At 38.3% G+C, this 15086-nt stretch carries 16 protein-coding genes; 13 read left to right on the top strand and 3 right to left on the bottom strand.

What is annotated here, in order from left to right; translation table 11 throughout:
• Positions 1 to 29 precede the first annotated feature (29 nt).
• Positions 30 to 1244, top strand: a complete 1215-nt coding sequence (locus ACFP65_RS06975) for an NAD(P)-dependent oxidoreductase (protein ID WP_379917151.1) — start codon at positions 30 to 32, stop codon at positions 1242 to 1244.
• A gap of 56 nt (positions 1245 to 1300) precedes the next feature.
• Here the strand turns inward: ACFP65_RS06975 and ACFP65_RS06970 are convergent, their stop codons facing one another.
• The gene (locus ACFP65_RS06970; RefSeq protein WP_379917149.1) at positions 1301 to 1900 is read right to left on the bottom strand and encodes an acetate uptake transporter; all 600 of its coding nucleotides are present in this window, start codon (positions 1898 to 1900) and stop codon (positions 1301 to 1303) included.
• Between the two features lie 155 nt (positions 1901 to 2055).
• A complete protein-coding gene (locus tag ACFP65_RS06965) occupies positions 2056 to 2547 on the bottom strand; it encodes a cupin domain-containing protein (RefSeq protein WP_379917148.1) in 492 nt (163 codons plus the stop codon).
• Positions 2548 to 2689: 142 nt separating this feature from the next.
• Here ACFP65_RS06965 and ACFP65_RS06960 point away from each other — a divergent pair, with 142 nt between their 5' ends.
• From ACFP65_RS06960 to ACFP65_RS06950, 3 genes are read left to right on the top strand one after another with little or no spacing between them, the layout of a single operon-like run.
• Positions 2690 to 3613 (top strand): alpha/beta hydrolase, encoded by a 924-nt coding sequence (locus ACFP65_RS06960; protein ID WP_379917146.1) that lies wholly within the window; start codon positions 2690 to 2692, stop codon positions 3611 to 3613.
• 32 nt (positions 3614 to 3645) lie between these two features.
• Positions 3646 to 5082 (top strand): alcohol acetyltransferase, encoded by a 1437-nt coding sequence (locus ACFP65_RS06955; RefSeq protein WP_379917144.1) that lies wholly within the window; start codon positions 3646 to 3648, stop codon positions 5080 to 5082.
• Entirely contained in the window at positions 5042 to 5710 is a 669-nt protein-coding gene (locus tag ACFP65_RS06950; protein ID WP_379917142.1) for a DUF6320 domain-containing protein, read from the top strand. Before ACFP65_RS06955 ends, ACFP65_RS06950 begins: the two co-directional genes overlap by 41 nt.
• Positions 5711 to 5761: 51 nt before the next feature.
• On the opposite strand, the gene ACFP65_RS06945 is transcribed toward ACFP65_RS06950, so the two are convergent.
• Positions 5762 to 6268 (bottom strand): kinase, encoded by a 507-nt coding sequence (locus tag ACFP65_RS06945; protein ID WP_379917141.1) that lies wholly within the window; start codon positions 6266 to 6268, stop codon positions 5762 to 5764.
• Positions 6269 to 6495: 227 nt separating this feature from the next.
• Here ACFP65_RS06945 and ACFP65_RS06940 point away from each other — a divergent pair, with 227 nt between their 5' ends.
• The 9 genes from ACFP65_RS06940 to ACFP65_RS06900 all read left to right on the top strand — a co-directional run bounded on the left by ACFP65_RS06940 (position 6496) and on the right by ACFP65_RS06900 (position 15041).
• Positions 6496 to 8601 carry a BglG family transcription antiterminator gene (locus tag ACFP65_RS06940; protein ID WP_379917139.1) on the top strand — a complete coding sequence of 702 codons (2106 nt, stop codon included), beginning with the start codon at positions 6496 to 6498 and terminating at the stop codon, positions 8599 to 8601.
• Between the two features lie 2 nt (positions 8602 to 8603).
• Positions 8604 to 8912, top strand: coding sequence for a PTS sugar transporter subunit IIB (locus ACFP65_RS06935; protein ID WP_379917137.1), 309 nt, complete (start codon positions 8604 to 8606; stop codon positions 8910 to 8912).
• 23 nt (positions 8913 to 8935) lie between these two features.
• The gene (locus ACFP65_RS06930; protein ID WP_379917136.1) at positions 8936 to 10225 is read left to right on the top strand and encodes a PTS sugar transporter subunit IIC; all 1290 of its coding nucleotides are present in this window, start codon (positions 8936 to 8938) and stop codon (positions 10223 to 10225) included.
• 17 nt (positions 10226 to 10242) lie between these two features.
• Positions 10243 to 10653 carry a tetratricopeptide repeat protein gene (locus ACFP65_RS06925; protein WP_379917134.1) on the top strand — a complete coding sequence of 137 codons (411 nt, stop codon included), beginning with the start codon at positions 10243 to 10245 and terminating at the stop codon, positions 10651 to 10653.
• A gap of 16 nt (positions 10654 to 10669) precedes the next feature.
• The gene (locus ACFP65_RS06920; protein ID WP_379917132.1) at positions 10670 to 11536 is read left to right on the top strand and encodes a class II fructose-bisphosphate aldolase; all 867 of its coding nucleotides are present in this window, start codon (positions 10670 to 10672) and stop codon (positions 11534 to 11536) included.
• Between the two features lies 1 nt (position 11537).
• On the top strand, positions 11538 to 12155 hold the full coding sequence (locus tag ACFP65_RS06915) for an AAA family ATPase (protein WP_379917131.1): 618 nt from the start codon (positions 11538 to 11540) through the stop codon (positions 12153 to 12155).
• A 114-nt stretch (positions 12156 to 12269) separates the two neighbouring features.
• Positions 12270 to 12962, top strand: a complete 693-nt coding sequence (locus ACFP65_RS06910) for an aspartate/glutamate racemase family protein (protein WP_379917129.1) — start codon at positions 12270 to 12272, stop codon at positions 12960 to 12962.
• 12 nt (positions 12963 to 12974) lie between these two features.
• A complete protein-coding gene (locus tag ACFP65_RS06905; protein ID WP_379917127.1) occupies positions 12975 to 13877 on the top strand; it encodes a LysR family transcriptional regulator in 903 nt (300 codons plus the stop codon).
• A gap of 264 nt (positions 13878 to 14141) precedes the next feature.
• Entirely contained in the window at positions 14142 to 15041 is a 900-nt protein-coding gene (locus tag ACFP65_RS06900) for a glycine betaine ABC transporter substrate-binding protein (protein WP_379917125.1), read from the top strand.
• The last annotated feature ends 45 nt before the right edge of the window (positions 15042 to 15086 follow it).

The following is a 15086-nucleotide window of genomic DNA, read 5'->3' as shown; positions in this document are numbered from 1 at the left end:
ATTCAAGAAGTATTATAGGAGGCGATAAAGTGTACGACATCAAAGCCATAGATTCCTTTTCCAGTAAGCAGTTGGCTAAATTAAAGCATGCAAAAGCTAAAGTGGTGGAAACGGAGCGACCACATGGCATTATGGTCAGAAGTTCTGTTGTTCCAGATGAGTTACTGACAGAAGATCTTCTCGTGATTTCAAGGTCTGGTGTTGGGGTCAATACGATCAATGTCGATGCCTCTACTGAAAAGGGAATTGCTGTTTTAAATACACCTGGCGTCAATGCAAATGCTGTAAAAGAAGCTGTTCTCAGCAGTTTGTTTGCCGCTGTTCGTCCAATCGGGCCAGCATCCGAAATGGTTCAGACATTAAAAGGACCAGATTTACTGAAACAAGCAGAAGACAAACGAGAAGACTTTGTAGGTAGAGAACTACAAGGCAAAGTGATCGGTGTTGTAGGTCTTGGATCAATTGGTTCTCAAGTTGCGAGAAGTTGTTATGACTTAGGAATGGAAGTGCTCGGATACGCCAGATCGGACAAAGACTTAGACTATGTAGAGCAGTTAGAGCTTGAAGAGCTATTGCGTCAATCCGATTTTGTTGTATTAACCTTACCGTTGACAGACGAGACAAGAGGTATTTTGTCTAAAGAGCAATTAAAATGGATGAAACAAGGCGCTTATTTATTGAATTTTGGAAGAGGGCCGCTTGTCAATAATAGAGATTTAATAGAAGTACTCAATACCGAACAAATAGCTGGATATATAATGGATTTTCCAGAGGAAGTTTTACTGGGGCACGAAAAGATTACCCTACTCCCACATATCGGCGGGAATACTCAAGAAGCTTTGGAAGGCGGAGAACGCTTAGCTAGAAAGTCACTCAGTGACTTTCTTTTATATGGAACAGTCAGAGATTCAGTCAATTTTCCTGGGGCGAGACAATTATTTCATTCTCCCTACCGTGTAACAGTATTTTACGAAGAAACGATGGATACTTTGCCGGAAATCATTCAGATATTCAATCATTTCGATTTACGCATGGGTGACATGACGAGTAATCGAAAAAACGGCTATGTTTATGTACTGATCGATCTGGAGGAAGGGCTTGATAAAATCGAAGGGGCTGTAAAAGAAATTCAACAGATTCCAACCGTCAAGCGCGTGCGAATACTAAAAAGACCACATTATAAACGGTCAAGAGGACGTCGAAATAAGAAAGCTAAAGTTATTCCTAAATTAAATGAACAATAAAAAATACCATCCAATGTTGATTGGATGGTATTTCTGTTTGATTCATTGAATCGGTTTTAGTTTACTTCACCTAAAGGCATAAGGTTTTTCTTATATAATTCATTGATGACTTGAGCTAAACCAGCATAAATTGCTGAGAAACCACAGATGATGCCTTCATAACCAGCAATTGTCATGATCATTGCTGAACCAGTAAAGTTTCCGATAGCTAGTAAAAAGAATAATAACGCTAATGAACCGAAAACAACTTGTAAGGCACGACTGATTCTAAGGGTTCCGATAAACATGACTAAAGTAAATAGTCCCCACATGAATAAGTAAGCCCCCATAGCTTCTGATGAAGTTGGTTCACCCAATCCTAGCATTGGTAATAAGTTCAATGCTGCAAATGATAGCCAGAAAAATCCGTATGATGTGAAAGCAGTTGTACCAAATGTATTGTTCTTTTTAAATTCCATGATACCAGCAACGATTTGTGCGAATCCTCCATAGAAAATACCCATTGCAATAATCATTGGATTGATTGGAAAGAATCCAGCATTATGAATGTTCAGTAATACCGTTGTCATTCCGAATCCAAGCAGTCCAAGTGGTGCAGGATTAGCAGTTATTTCACTAAAAGACATGTGCTTGCCTTCTAAATTACTATTACTCATTTTTTGTTCTCCTTTTAGGTCTTGTCGTGGTTAGTCACGCGATTTCAATTATACAGTAGCGTCAAGCCAAGTCAAATGAAATTTAAGGAGAAAAAAAGACAATTTTGCTAAAGGGACAAGCTTTCAAAGAGGTCCTTTCAAAATAAGGGAATATCTCATTTAGGAAGCGTTTCATATGCTAATTTAGTGATGATATCTTTGTGTTCGGGATACTCTTTTAGCAATTCAGCTTGAGTAAATAATTTGAAATCTGAGAAATCAAAACCGGGAACGACGGTACAGCTGACTAGAGCGTATCCATCTTCAACAGTGGATCCAAAAATGGTTCCAGCTGGGACAGTATACTGGGGAGATTCCCCTTGAGACAAATTCAGTCCAATTTTATTTTGATTATAGGATCCATCTGGATTCAGAGAATGGATAGTCAAAGGAGATCCAGCATGGAAAAACCACAGCTCATCTGACGTCAGTTGATGGAAATGAGAAGCACTTTCTTTTGTAAGTAAAAAGAAAATATTCGTATAAAGGGATAAATCTTTTTTATTATTAAGGTATCGTTGAGCGCTGATGTCTGTTTGAACAAAGTAGCCTCCTTCAGGGTGAGCTGCTAGATTCAATTCTTGTATCCATTCTTTAGCAGTCTTCAATTATACCAGTCCTTTCAGTCTTTAATGTGAACAAGTTTACCATATCTATACACAAAATCTAGATGAGGAATAGACTGTTTTAATGTCTGTGAAAGGTTTTCGTGATAGACTATAGAAAAGTTAAAGATAATGAGGTCAAATTATGAATCCGTTCTTCAAATTTATTTTAAAACTGATGTCTTCTCCAAAAATTGATATCCAGGAAGATTATCAGTCAATCAGAAAATTTCAGCAGATCTTTTACGCTAAGCCTAAAAGATCTTATCGGATATTAAATGAACAAATTTATTCTGAAGACCGTTCGCATAAAATTGATGTCCGAGTTTTTATGCCTAAAAAGAAAAAACACGAAGAACCAGTTTTATATATTCACGGCGGCGGTTGGGTCATAGGCGATATCGATTCCTATACGAGAGCCTGCATGAATCTTGCGGATGCGCTAGGAAGGGTAGTGTACTCAGTAGACTATAGATTAGCACCTGAATATCCTTATCCAGCTGGTCTTGAAGATTGTTTTCGCGTGGCTGAAATTTTACTTGAACAGTTAGAATTCACTGGTCCAGAAGATACCTCTAAATGGATTATTATGGGGGATTCTGCGGGAGGAAACTTGGCGGCTGTCGTCAGTATCTTATTAAGAGAAAAAGGTCTGACACAGCCTTATAAACAGATTTTACTCTACCCGGTCACCTATTGGGATCATTCTGAAGAGTCTCCGTTTGACTCAATTAGACGTAATGGACACGATTATGGATTAACGATTGAGAAAATTCAGAGTTACATGAAGCTATACGTTCCTGACGAAGCAGAGCGCAAAAATTATAAAGTTGCGCCTCTAATGGCTGAAGATCTATCGAACCAACCAGAAACATTGGTGATTACTGCTGAGTATGATCCGCTTTGTGATGAAGGCGAAGCTTACGCGAGTGCTTTATTTAAAAATGGCAACAAAGTCCGGCTTCACCGAGTAGAAAATGCCGTTCATGGATTTATTACGTATCCAAAATTTGCAACGCCGTTAGATGAGTCTTATCGCATTATGAATGATTTTCTGACTAGAAATTAAAATATGACGTCGCACTAGAGAGGAGATACGATTTGGAGAGAAGGAATTGGGTTAGACTGGATAATGCATCCAATATTTTTCTGGCAGCAAAAAATGATGTGGATACGAAAGTGTTTCGGCTGAGTGCTGAATTAGAAGGGACAATCAATCCGAGAATTTTACAGCGTGCGTTAGATGCTGTTTACAAGCAGTACGCATTATACCGAAGTGTGCTTAGAAGAGGATTATTCTGGTATTATTTGGAAGAAAGTAATTTGAGACCGGTCGCTAGACCAGAAACCAAACCACCCTGTGCACCGATTTATCATTTCGACAAAAAAGAATTGCTGTTCCGAGTACTTTATCATAATGATCGTATCCACCTGGAAGTGTTTCATGCATTGTCTGATGGCACAGGCGCGCAGTGGTTCTTTGAAGATCTGATTTCCAAGTATGTGGCTTTAATGTATTTAGATGCTCACGGCGAAGAAAACCAAAAAGAACAAGCACGAGTGGCTGACCAAAGAGAAGACAGTTTTGCTAAATACTTTAGAAAAAGTCGTCAGAAGAACTTTAAGAAAGCGGCTTTATCTGCTCTGGAAAAGATTTATCTGGAAAGAGAGTCAGATATGCCTGCAAATAAACCTCCTCTACCCTCAGCGATGATGGATGCGCCTGATGTAAGAAATCAAGAAGATGACCAAAAAGCGATTTACCGAATTAAAGGTCAAAAGACACCCGATAATCGAATGAGAGTCATCGAATTAAATCTTCCTTTGTATCAGACTCTGAAACTAGCCAAGTCGTTTAATGTATCGCTGACCGTTTATTTGACTGCCCTCTATCTTTTAGCCGTTGAGCAAACAAAAGATAAAGAGGCTAAGCCTTCTGCCATTGCGGTTTCGGTACCTGTCAATCTAAGACAGTATTTTCCGTCCTCCTCGGCTAGAAACTTTTTTACTACGGTAAAATTGAAAACGGTGATTGAAAACAAAGAGCGACCAGATTTTCAAAAGCTCTGTACAACCCTATCCGAGCAGCTAAAAGCACAAACAGGTCCAGAATATCTAGAAGAGAGACTGAATCGGTTCATTTCATTTGAATTGAACCCCTTTATCCGAATACAGCCTAGGCCACTCAAAGACTTTATATTAAAAATGATTAACAAAGTTCATAATCGTAAAGTGACGGTTGCCATGTCTAATCTGGGTAGAGTAGAGTTTCCAGAGCAAGTCAGGCCTTATGTTCGTTCTGTCTATTTCCATACATCCGCGATTCGACCGCAGTTTTGTATGATCAGTCATGAAAATAGTCTAACGGTTAGTTTTACAACGCCTTTTGTGGATACAAATATCCAAAAGCGCTTCGTGGAGTTACTGAGTCAAGAACAGATTCCCGTGACGGTTACAGCTAATAAAGTCACCAAGGAAGAACTGGAGGAGAAAACGGATGAATCAATGTCCTCATTGCCAGGCGATGGTAAAAGGTGAATGGTTAAAGTGCCCGCTTTGTGGGCAGCAGATCATGGAACTTGAACAAGCAGAAGTGGCATCTGATCCGTTTCCGGCCATTCCTTTAAGGTTTAATAGAGCCCGCGTAACGGAGTTGTTGACGCTGATATCAGTGGTTGCTGTTGTAATCTACTTCTTGGTTCAATGGCTTTGGTCTTTTGAATTTTTTGGATTGGATTATATTATTTTTGGGATTATGAGTATGTGGATGGTGGTTTTGATTATTATCCGCAAACGCCGAAATATTACGAAGGGAATTTTATATCTGATCCTACTTTTATCTGGGATTAGTTTGTATTTTGACTTTATCAATGAATGGTCTGGCTGGTCCATTACGTATTCTATTCCAATCATTTGTATATTTGCGCTCGTTGCTATGTTTCTCGCAATCCAAATGGTACGCCTTGATACGGAAGAATACGTTTTGTATCTTCAAGCAGCTGCTTTACTAGGATTTATTCCACTGATTTTTCTTTTGCTAGGCTGGACGACTCAGCCCTTACCGAGCTTGATTTCGTTTATGATCAGCACGATGATGTTCTGGTCTGTGATTATCTTGCATGGAAAAGAAATCAGAAGAACCTTAAGAAAAATCGTAGATATGTAAAAACTAACTGAATAGAAATGAAAACGCGCTGATCATGAATCAGTGCGTTTTTTAGTATAGATTTTTGTTGGTTATGTCTAATTGAATACGCGTCATGATATCTAAAAGCGTATGACCTTCTGTGAAATGAGATTCATTTGGATACCCTAAATAGTCCTGTTCGTTCCACCAACTACGCATAGCTGCTTCGCCAAAATCATTGAACTTATCTCTGGTTCGGTGCCTTTTCAAGGTTTCTTCAAAACTCAAGTCAAAATAATACATTAAGTAATCGTGATCACAGAGCTCAATCAGCGCTTCAAACATACTCGCGTACCATTCTTTCTTGAAAATGCCTTCGACAATAATGTAAGGACAAACCTTCTGACCGTAACGAACCATTTCGATAATCAATGGAATGATTAAAGTATCGGGGCCGTCAGAAGTACGCATGATTTCTCTTCGGATAACATCTTGAGATAGGAGCATCGTATTAGCGCCAAGATAAGTTTGAAGTTCTAGAGCCGTAGTAGATTTCCCGCTTCCAGAATTTCCTCTGATAATGATAAGTTTGGACATCAGTAACCTCCTGAAATACTTACTACACCAACTATACTATTTTGTGAAAGAGGATTCGATAGCTAAATTGGTTAAAGTATATTAGATTTAATAATAAAGAAAAATAAGTTATGATAGAAACATTATATGTAGCGCTTACAATTTTGCCATTTGAGATTGCAACAATCTCTACTGATATTATCTTTAAGTACATTTTATACTATAGTCAGATAAGGAGTTGTTATAAGTTGAAGGATCGAACTTTAAAAACATTAAGCAGGTTAGTGAATGCAGACCTACCTTTATCTATAGAAACGCTGCAAGTGGAATTCAATGTTAGTCCAAGAACCATTAGAAGTGAGATCAGTGAAATCAACCGTTTTCTCGAAGACGAAGGAATTTCTAGAATTCAAAACGTTAGAGGAAAAGGGTTTGTTCTGAACCTTACTGAAGAAGAAAAGATCCAGTTACAAGTACTCAACGATCATGGAGATGCAGAAGATTATCTATCGAGAGATGAAAGAATCGTTGATCTTATCCTCGCATTTTCATTATCAGAAATGCCAGTATTTTGTTACCAGAAAGAGTTGGATTATCAAATATCCAAAAGTACGATGGACGAAGATATGAGAAGAGTTAGACAGATCCTGAGGAAATATGATATTGACGTTGTAAGTACGATCAAGCAAGGTGTTTTAATACAAGGTACCGAGCGTTCCGTTAGAACAATGATTTATGACGTCATCAATAAGTATGTTGGCTCGACATCTACAACGGTCGAAAAGAAAACAGAAACGGTCATGAAGAAAATACTGAATCGGTATATAGCAATGGAAATATTCAAAACGCTGGATCAGGTATATGACCAGACCATATCGTCCACAGAAGAAAGTACGTATCGTGATCAGATGATCTTATTTACAGCTGTATGGATTAGCCGATATTGTACCAAAAAAGTCGTAGTTGGTTCTTCAGCAGAAACAGGCAATAAGCGCTGTTCGAAAATGAAGGCGTATACAGATAAGCTTTGTGAAGCGTTGAATGTTCATCCACCAGAACCTGAAATACAATATATTCGTTTCATGCTAGAATCGTTTACTTCAGAAAATACGACAGAATCGATCGAATGGGTTCAAGCACAGCTATTATCTATCCAACTCATTCGGCACGTTGAAAGAACGACGCACATTCCATTTACTCGTGAAGAAGAATCGCTACACGAAGGACTGTACAAACATATCCTTGGATTGATCAATCGAGTGAAGAATCATATCCAGATCGTCAATCCGCTTAAAGACACGATTCATAGTTACTACCAGGAAGTTTATCTAGCCATCCATGCATTTGCACCGAACATTGAACAACTTACAGGTGAAACACTGACAGAAGATGAAATTGCTTTTTTAACCATTCATTTTTCTACATCAGTGAGTGCGATCAAACGGGACTTGAAATATACGTACAAAGCCGTCATCGTCTGTAATCACGGAATGGTCACAGGAAAGCTACTATCTGAGAATCTTAAAGAACAATTCAATATCGATATTGTCGGTGTACTCAGTTCAAGAGAAATTGACTTGATTGAGAAATTGGATGTAGATGTGGTGTTTTCTACTTTACCACTTGATTATGATCGAAAACCTTTACTCGTACTTGATCCAATTATTAAAGAAGAAGATCAACAGACGATTGAACGATTCTTGAAGTATCATCAGCAATTCAAAAGGCTAACGAACCAGTCCACAGATGCAACAGATTTATTTCATTCGTTTATTGAAATCATCAATAACAGCGGTGGAAAAGTTTCCAAGAACATCTACCAATCTTTGGAAGCATTGTTTGACACACATCAATTAAAAATTAATAAAAAGGAGATTCAGCCTATGCTTAAAGATATTTTGGAAGACAAAGATATTTTACTTTCCGAGCAAGCAGAAGACTGGAGTGATGCTATAAGAAAAGTTTCAGTCCCTCTGCTTGATAAAGACATCATCGAAGAAAGATATGTAAACGCTATGATTCAATCTGTAGAAGAGTACGGCCCTTACATCGTAATTGGAGAACATATTGCATTAGCGCATGCTAGACCAGAAGACGGCGTCAATAAGTTAGGCGTAAGTGTTGCGACTTTAAAGGAACCTATTGTATTCGGTAACGAAGACAACGATCCAGTGAAAATCATCTTTTGTCTTGCAGCCGTAGATGCCTACTCACATTTGAACATTATGAAAAACCTTGTTGATTTGATTAATGATAAAGAAAAAATCGAAGAAATGGTTCAGTGCAACGATGTCGAAACATTTAAAGATATTTTATATAGTGAAAATTCAAAAACAACGGAAACGGGGAGATAAAAATGGGTAAACAACTAACAATTTTATTCGTATGTGGAGCAGGTCTAGGAAGTAGCTTTGCCGCACAAATGTCAGCAGAAGATGTATTGAACGCTAAAGGTGTAAAAGCGAAATTAGATCATGTGGATATTTCAAGTGCCGCTTCTATGAGTCCAGATATCATCATCACAGCACAGAACTTCAAGTCACAATTTGAAAAATTCAACATTGATGAAGGTAAAACATCTATTGTTTATCTTAAAAATATTGTATCTAAACAGGAAATTGAGGAAAAGCTAACACCTGTATTAGAAGCTAAAGGAGCTATTTAGAATTAGTATAGGAGGATAAAAACATGTCAGTCATAAATTTCATAGTAGATAACATACTAACGCAGGCTTCTATTACCATTGCGTTGATTGCAATGCTTGGCTTGCTCTTGCAAAAGAAATCGATGGGACAAGTCATATCCGGAACACTTAAAACCTTACTTGGATTTCAAGTGCTTAGTGCCGGATCTGGAATTATCGTTGGAAGTTTAACGTATTTCGGAGAAATCTTCACTGTAGGTTTCGGTATGCAAGGTATTATTCCTTCAATAGAAGCCATCAACGGACAGGCAATGAACGAATTAGGACTCGGAAGAGACATTGCTTTAACCTTCTTAGCAATCTTCGTCTTCAACATCTTGATTGCACGCTTCACTAGATGGAAATATATTTTCCTAACTGGTCAAGCTATTCTATGGATGGCTACGATGACAACTGTCTTTGGATTCTTTGCAGGACTTAGAGGAATCGCACTGATTTTAGTCGGTGGATTTGTCGGAGCCGTCTTCGCAGTAGCGATGCCAGCACTCGCGCAACCAATTATTCGTAAAGTAACGGGTTCAAATGATATTGCGTTAGGCCATTTCTGTACATTTGGCTATCTGTTTGAAGCGGGCGTCGCAAAACTTTTTGGCGAACGTGGAGAAAATAAAAAATCAATTGAAGATATTCAACTACCAGGATCTTTTGAATTCTTGCAAGATACGTATCTATCATTAATGGTGGTTATGGTGCCGCTCTACATTGTTACAGCAGCCTTTGCTGGTAATGAGTTTGCATCTACATTATCCGGCTCTCAAAACTATATTATGTTTGCATTCATACAAGCGATTCAGTTTGTTGTTGGGGTGTACGTTTTACTAGCAGGTGTACGTTTATTACTAGGCGAAATCGTACCAGCATTCAGAGGGATTGCAATGAAATTAGTTCCAGATGCCATTCCAGCACTAGATTGTCCGGTGTTCTTCCCTTATTCTCCAAATGCCGTCATCTTGGGATTTATTACAACGACAATCGGAACAGTTATTGCCATGTTCGTCTTACCAGTCTTTGGGTTAGCAATGATTTTACCAGGTATGCTGACCAATTTCTTTGCTGGAGGTACAGCCGGAATATTTGGTAATGCAGTCGGAGGTCGAAGAGGGGCAATCATCGGAGGAATCGCACACGGATTCTTCATCACGTTATTACCCGCTTTACTAGTCACTATCTTCAACAGTTTAGGCTTTATCAACGCTACAGCAACAGATGTAGACACAGTTGTCGCAGCGCTACTATATGCTTGGATTCTAAGCCCAATCTTGAAAGCATTTTAAACTAAGGAGGAACGATGATGTTCGGACTATTTAAAAACAAAGGTAAGCAGAAACCGACGTCTCCGGCGAAAGAACCGGAACCAACTCTTACAGAAGAACAAAAAGTAACACTACTAAAAGAAGTGGAAGCATTAAGGACTCAAGCGGAAGCTACAGACGATTCTGACAAAGAAACCAAAGCAAAATTGTATGAAAAAATAGGTTTGAAGCAAGCAGAATTAACTCAGAACGAAGAAGCCATTACCTCATTGGAAAAAAGTCTGGAATACAAACTATCCATCGGGGATGGGTATAAAAAGTTGATGAATTTATACAACGCTAAACGAGCAGAATCTGCTCGTAATGGAGATGATAAAGGAATTGATTACTACATGAACAAAATGGATGATATGAGACAAATTGCTAAAAAAGTAACGACATCTAGATAAAAAGGGAGAGAATAGAATGTATACAACTTTAAAAAACGTAACACAAACTGCGGAAAACCTGAATATGACAATTGGTGCTTTTAACGCACATAACTTGGAAATGATGCCAGAAATGATTCGAGCTGCAAAAGAAATGGGGTCACCGATTATTATTCAAACGTCGATTGCTACAGCAAGATATATTGGTTTCAAAGTAATGGTCGCTGTTGCAAGACAGCTGGCTGAAGACGAAATGGTCGACGTTGCGCTGCATTTAGACCACGCACAGGATTTTGATGACATTAAAGAAGCTATCGATAGTGGCTACACTTCAGTAATGTACGATGGTTCTCAATTACCGTTCAAAGAAAATATTGCTAAAACAAGAGCTGTTGTACAATATGCACACAAACATGGCGCCTCTGTAGAAGGGGAACTGGGTACAATCGGTGGAACGGAAGAAGGGATTCATGTCGAAGAGTCTGATCGAGTCTACACAAGTCCAGAAGATGTAGTGGAATTTGTAAAAGAAACAGGTGTCGACGCTCTAGCCATTGCAATCGGGACAAATCACGGCCAGTTCAAATCTAAAACGGATGTTAATATTCCATTATTAAAAGAGATTCATAAAGTAACAGATATTCCTTTAGTGGTTCACGGCGGAACAGGTGTAAAAGAAGAAGATTATCCAGATCTGATTAACAACGGAATCCGTAAGTTCAATGTTGGGACAGAACTACTTGTCAATTGGACAAAAGAAGCGAAAGCCTGCTTTGCAGATACACCCGTCAATAAATCTCTTCGTCACAATGTGATTCCTGCTAATTTAGCTGTAAAAGAAATCATCAAACACAAAATCGGATTGTTCATGAATGTGGATAGTCCAATCAAAGTTGCCCAGTAAAATGGAGAAGTACTTGATTCTTTTAGCAGGGAGTCCAGCAACAGGAAAATCCTATCTAGTAGAAGAATTAAAACAAGTGTTACCGGATATGTTTGTGATCACACCAGACGAAGGCAAAGAAATTATTGCAGACGCAGTAGGATTCAATGATCTTGATGAAAAAGCTACGCTTGAAACGGAAGTCTGGGACTTTTATTATGGGGTACTCAATCTTTACATGAAGATTGGTAAAAAGGTCATTCTTTCAGAATATCCGTTCAGCGAAAAACAGAAAGGGAGACTTTCAGAACTCTCAACCCAGCATGGATACAAGGTAATTACAATTAGACTAGTCGCGGATTTCGACGTTCTCTGGGAAAGAAGAAAGAAAAGAGACATTGAACCTTCAAGACATTTGAGTCACATCCAGTCACATTACCATTATGGGGATGAGCTAGAAGACCGGTCGACAGCAGATCAGTTAATCACTAAAGCAGGATTCAAACAAATTATAGAGTCTAGAAAATATAATGATTTCCAATTAGGGGAACTTTTCGAAATAGATGTCACAGACTATTCGAAAGTAGATTACTCAAAACTTAAGCAAACACTACAAAACAAGATCATGAACGACAGATAAAAAGATGAACTCTTCTTGACCTTTAGAAGAGTTCATCTTTTTGTTTATATTTAAATAGTTTTAAAGTAGAATGAGTAAAAGAAAACAGTTTCAATTTTTTAGGAGGCTTGAAAAATGAAGAGAATCGGTTTGATAGGTGGTATGAGCTGGGAGTCTTCCAGTGAATACTATAGATTGATTAACAAGAAAGTGAAAGAACAGCTTGGTGGGCTACACTCGGCAGAATGCATACTATACAGTGTTGATTTTGAAGAAATTGAACATTACCAACAATCTGGTGAGTGGGAAAAAGCGGGTAAACGCCTTGGAGAAGCAGCAAGCTCTTTAGAAAAAGCAGGGGCAGATTTTATTGTGATCTGCACAAATACGATGCATAAAGTTATTGAAGCAATTCAAGAAAAAATAACAATACCCGTTTTACATATTGCGGACGCTACCGCGCAGGAGTTAAAGAAAGCCGATATCAAAACGGTTGGCTTACTTGGAACAAACTATACGATGGAACAGGATTTTTATAAATCAAGAATTGAGCAGAATGGAATTAAAGTAATCGTGCCAACCGAAGATAAGAGAAGTAAGATCAATGAGATTGTTTTTGATGAACTCTGTCTTGGGAAAGTCACAGACACGTCTAGAACTTATTTCAAAGAAACCATCGAACAGTTAAAAACAATGGATGCTGAAGGGGTTATCCTTGGATGCACAGAAATTGGGTTGCTGATTAAACCAGAAGACTCTATACTAGCTGTATTTGATACAACTAGTATCCATGCAAATGAGGCAGTCAACTGGTCACTAAACGAGTAAGGAAGGTGCGTTATGTTAGATAAAAGAGTCCTATATTTTATAGGTATTGTCGAAGAAGGTTCTTTTTCTGCAGCTGGAAAAGCGCATCTGATTACACAGTCTGCAATCAGTCAGCAAATTGCTTTTCTTGAAAGTGACTTATCTGTCCAACTGTTTGACCGAAGCTTTTATAAGCCAAAGTTAACCAAAGCAGGTGAATTATTTTATACCTTTTGGAAAGAAACATTAGAAAGAGAAGCCGATATGATATTGGATCTTCAGACTGTTTCCCGTATAGAAGGTCAGATGATACATATCGGCATAACTGGACCACTGGAATCAAAGCATTTACCTAGTATCATTGCTTTTCATGAAGAGCGTTTTCCAGAAAAAATCATCAAGGTGACTAAAGGCAATTTTAAGTCTTGTATGCGACAACTCGAGACCGGAGAATTAGATGCTGTATTTGGTAGGCTGGATGAATTATCTGCGCAGTCAACGATTGAAGTTACACCGTTGATTCGATCAGATATTTGTATTCTTTGTTCCCCAAATCATCCATTAGGAAAACAAGAAACGGTTGCTTTGGAAGAATTAGGAAATTACCCAATAGTTTCCCTATCACAAAAAGCGGGTCCTGATTATTTTACGGAGTTTAAACAGATAATCAGAGAAAAGAAAATCGAGTTAAAAACGGTATCTTATGTGGATAGTATAGATGAACTCACATTAGCGATACAATTAAATAAAGGAATTTCTTGGGCAGGAAAAAAAGTGTTGGAAAAAACAGACAAATTCAAAGCCGTTGATTTAGAAACCACCTATTTTAGTGCAGTATGTGGGATAGGTAAACGGAAAAGGAATCAGCGAGAAGATGTACAAAAATTCATTGAATTGTGCGAGACCTATTTTAAAAATGAATATGCATCTATTTAAATAGGATGAACAAGTCGAAAGTAGTTTCCTCTCGGGAAACTACTTTTTGTATATAATAGTTAAGATTATTCAAAAGAATGTTGGAATACTGGGCTTTTTTGCTTCCTTTTCCAGGTTATGTTAACATAATTAGTGGAGTCTATTGAAGATGAAAAAGGAGTGCGTTGTTCAATTTTTGATTTTAGGAAAATAAATTGAGCAAAAATACATACCACTTCTTTTTAAAAACGATCTTTAACGGACTAACTTTTGAGGAGGAGAAGCATGTTTTATCAAAAATCTATAGGAACACTGTCAATTGTATCAGGGGCTTTGCTACTTGCAGGATGTAGTACTGGAGAAGGAGCAGAGAATACAGGCGAAACCCATTTAGGAGAAGCGCTCGATTACACGATTACTGGGACAGAACCAGGAGCTGGCTTAACTCAAATGGCTAAAGATACTATAGAGACATATGACAATTTGAATGGCTGGAATTTACAGGAAAGTTCTGCTGCTGGAATGCTAACAGAACTGGACCAAGCCATCCGAAATGAAGAGCCAATTATTGTCACGGCTTGGGCACCGCACTGGAAATTTGAAGAGTACGATATCAAATTTCTAGATGATCCAGAACTGACTTTTGGAGAAACCGAAAGTATTCATACCATTACAAGAATGGGCTTCAAAGAAGAGATGCCAGAAGCTTACAAAATTATAGAACAATTCAACTGGGAAGTTGAAGATATGCAAGATGTCATGTTAGGTGCAAGAGAAACACCTTTTGAAGAAGTTGCAGCGCAATGGGTAGAAGACAATGCAAGCAAAGTTGAAGGATGGGTATCCGGAGCAGAAAGAGGAAATGGAGAAACCGTTGAACTCGTTTCGACACCTTGGGATACGGAACGTGCTTCAGCAAACGTCATGAAAGTTGTACTAGATCAGCACGGATTCAATACAACGATTTCTAGTGTTGATCCTGCCATTATGTTCAGTGCTATTGCAGCAGGTGAAGGGGATGTGAGTTTAGCACCTTGGCTACCTGGTTCACATGGCGCCTTTATGGAAGAGTATGGAGAAGACATCAATGATTTAGGGGCAAACTTAGAAGGAGCCCGTAGTGGATTAGCCGTTCCTACGTATATGGATATTGATTCTATCGAAGACATCCCTAATATGGACTAAATAGATGTAACACTTAAAAAAATAGACAGATAACTCAAGATTAAA

The sequence above is a fragment of the Marinilactibacillus sp. GCM10026970 genome (genome assembly GCF_042660675.1).
Lineage (GTDB): Bacteria > Bacillota > Bacilli > Lactobacillales > Carnobacteriaceae_A > Marinilactibacillus.
Note: the sequence above shows the minus strand (reverse complement) of the source record. Positions and strands in the feature narration are given on the sequence as shown.

Coding starts and splice junctions, on each gene's coding strand:
- ACFP65_RS06970 (WP_379917149.1), bottom strand. CDS start 1,900: ATGAGTAATAGTAATTTAGAAGGCAAGCACATGTCTTTTAGTGAAATA.
- ACFP65_RS06960 (WP_379917146.1), top strand. CDS start 2,690: ATGAATCCGTTCTTCAAATTTATTTTAAAACTGATGTCTTCTCCAAAA.
- ACFP65_RS06950 (WP_379917142.1), top strand. CDS start 5,042: ATGAATCAATGTCCTCATTGCCAGGCGATGGTAAAAGGTGAATGGTTA.
- ACFP65_RS06945 (WP_379917141.1), bottom strand. CDS start 6,268: ATGTCCAAACTTATCATTATCAGAGGAAATTCTGGAAGCGGGAAATCT.
- ACFP65_RS06935 (WP_379917137.1), top strand. CDS start 8,604: ATGGGTAAACAACTAACAATTTTATTCGTATGTGGAGCAGGTCTAGGA.
- ACFP65_RS06930 (WP_379917136.1), top strand. CDS start 8,936: ATGTCAGTCATAAATTTCATAGTAGATAACATACTAACGCAGGCTTCT.
- ACFP65_RS06925 (WP_379917134.1), top strand. CDS start 10,243: ATGTTCGGACTATTTAAAAACAAAGGTAAGCAGAAACCGACGTCTCCG.
- ACFP65_RS06920 (WP_379917132.1), top strand. CDS start 10,670: ATGTATACAACTTTAAAAAACGTAACACAAACTGCGGAAAACCTGAAT.
- ACFP65_RS06915 (WP_379917131.1), top strand. CDS start 11,538: ATGGAGAAGTACTTGATTCTTTTAGCAGGGAGTCCAGCAACAGGAAAA.
- ACFP65_RS06910 (WP_379917129.1), top strand. CDS start 12,270: ATGAAGAGAATCGGTTTGATAGGTGGTATGAGCTGGGAGTCTTCCAGT.
- ACFP65_RS06905 (WP_379917127.1), top strand. CDS start 12,975: ATGTTAGATAAAAGAGTCCTATATTTTATAGGTATTGTCGAAGAAGGT.
- ACFP65_RS06900 (WP_379917125.1), top strand. CDS start 14,142: ATGTTTTATCAAAAATCTATAGGAACACTGTCAATTGTATCAGGGGCT.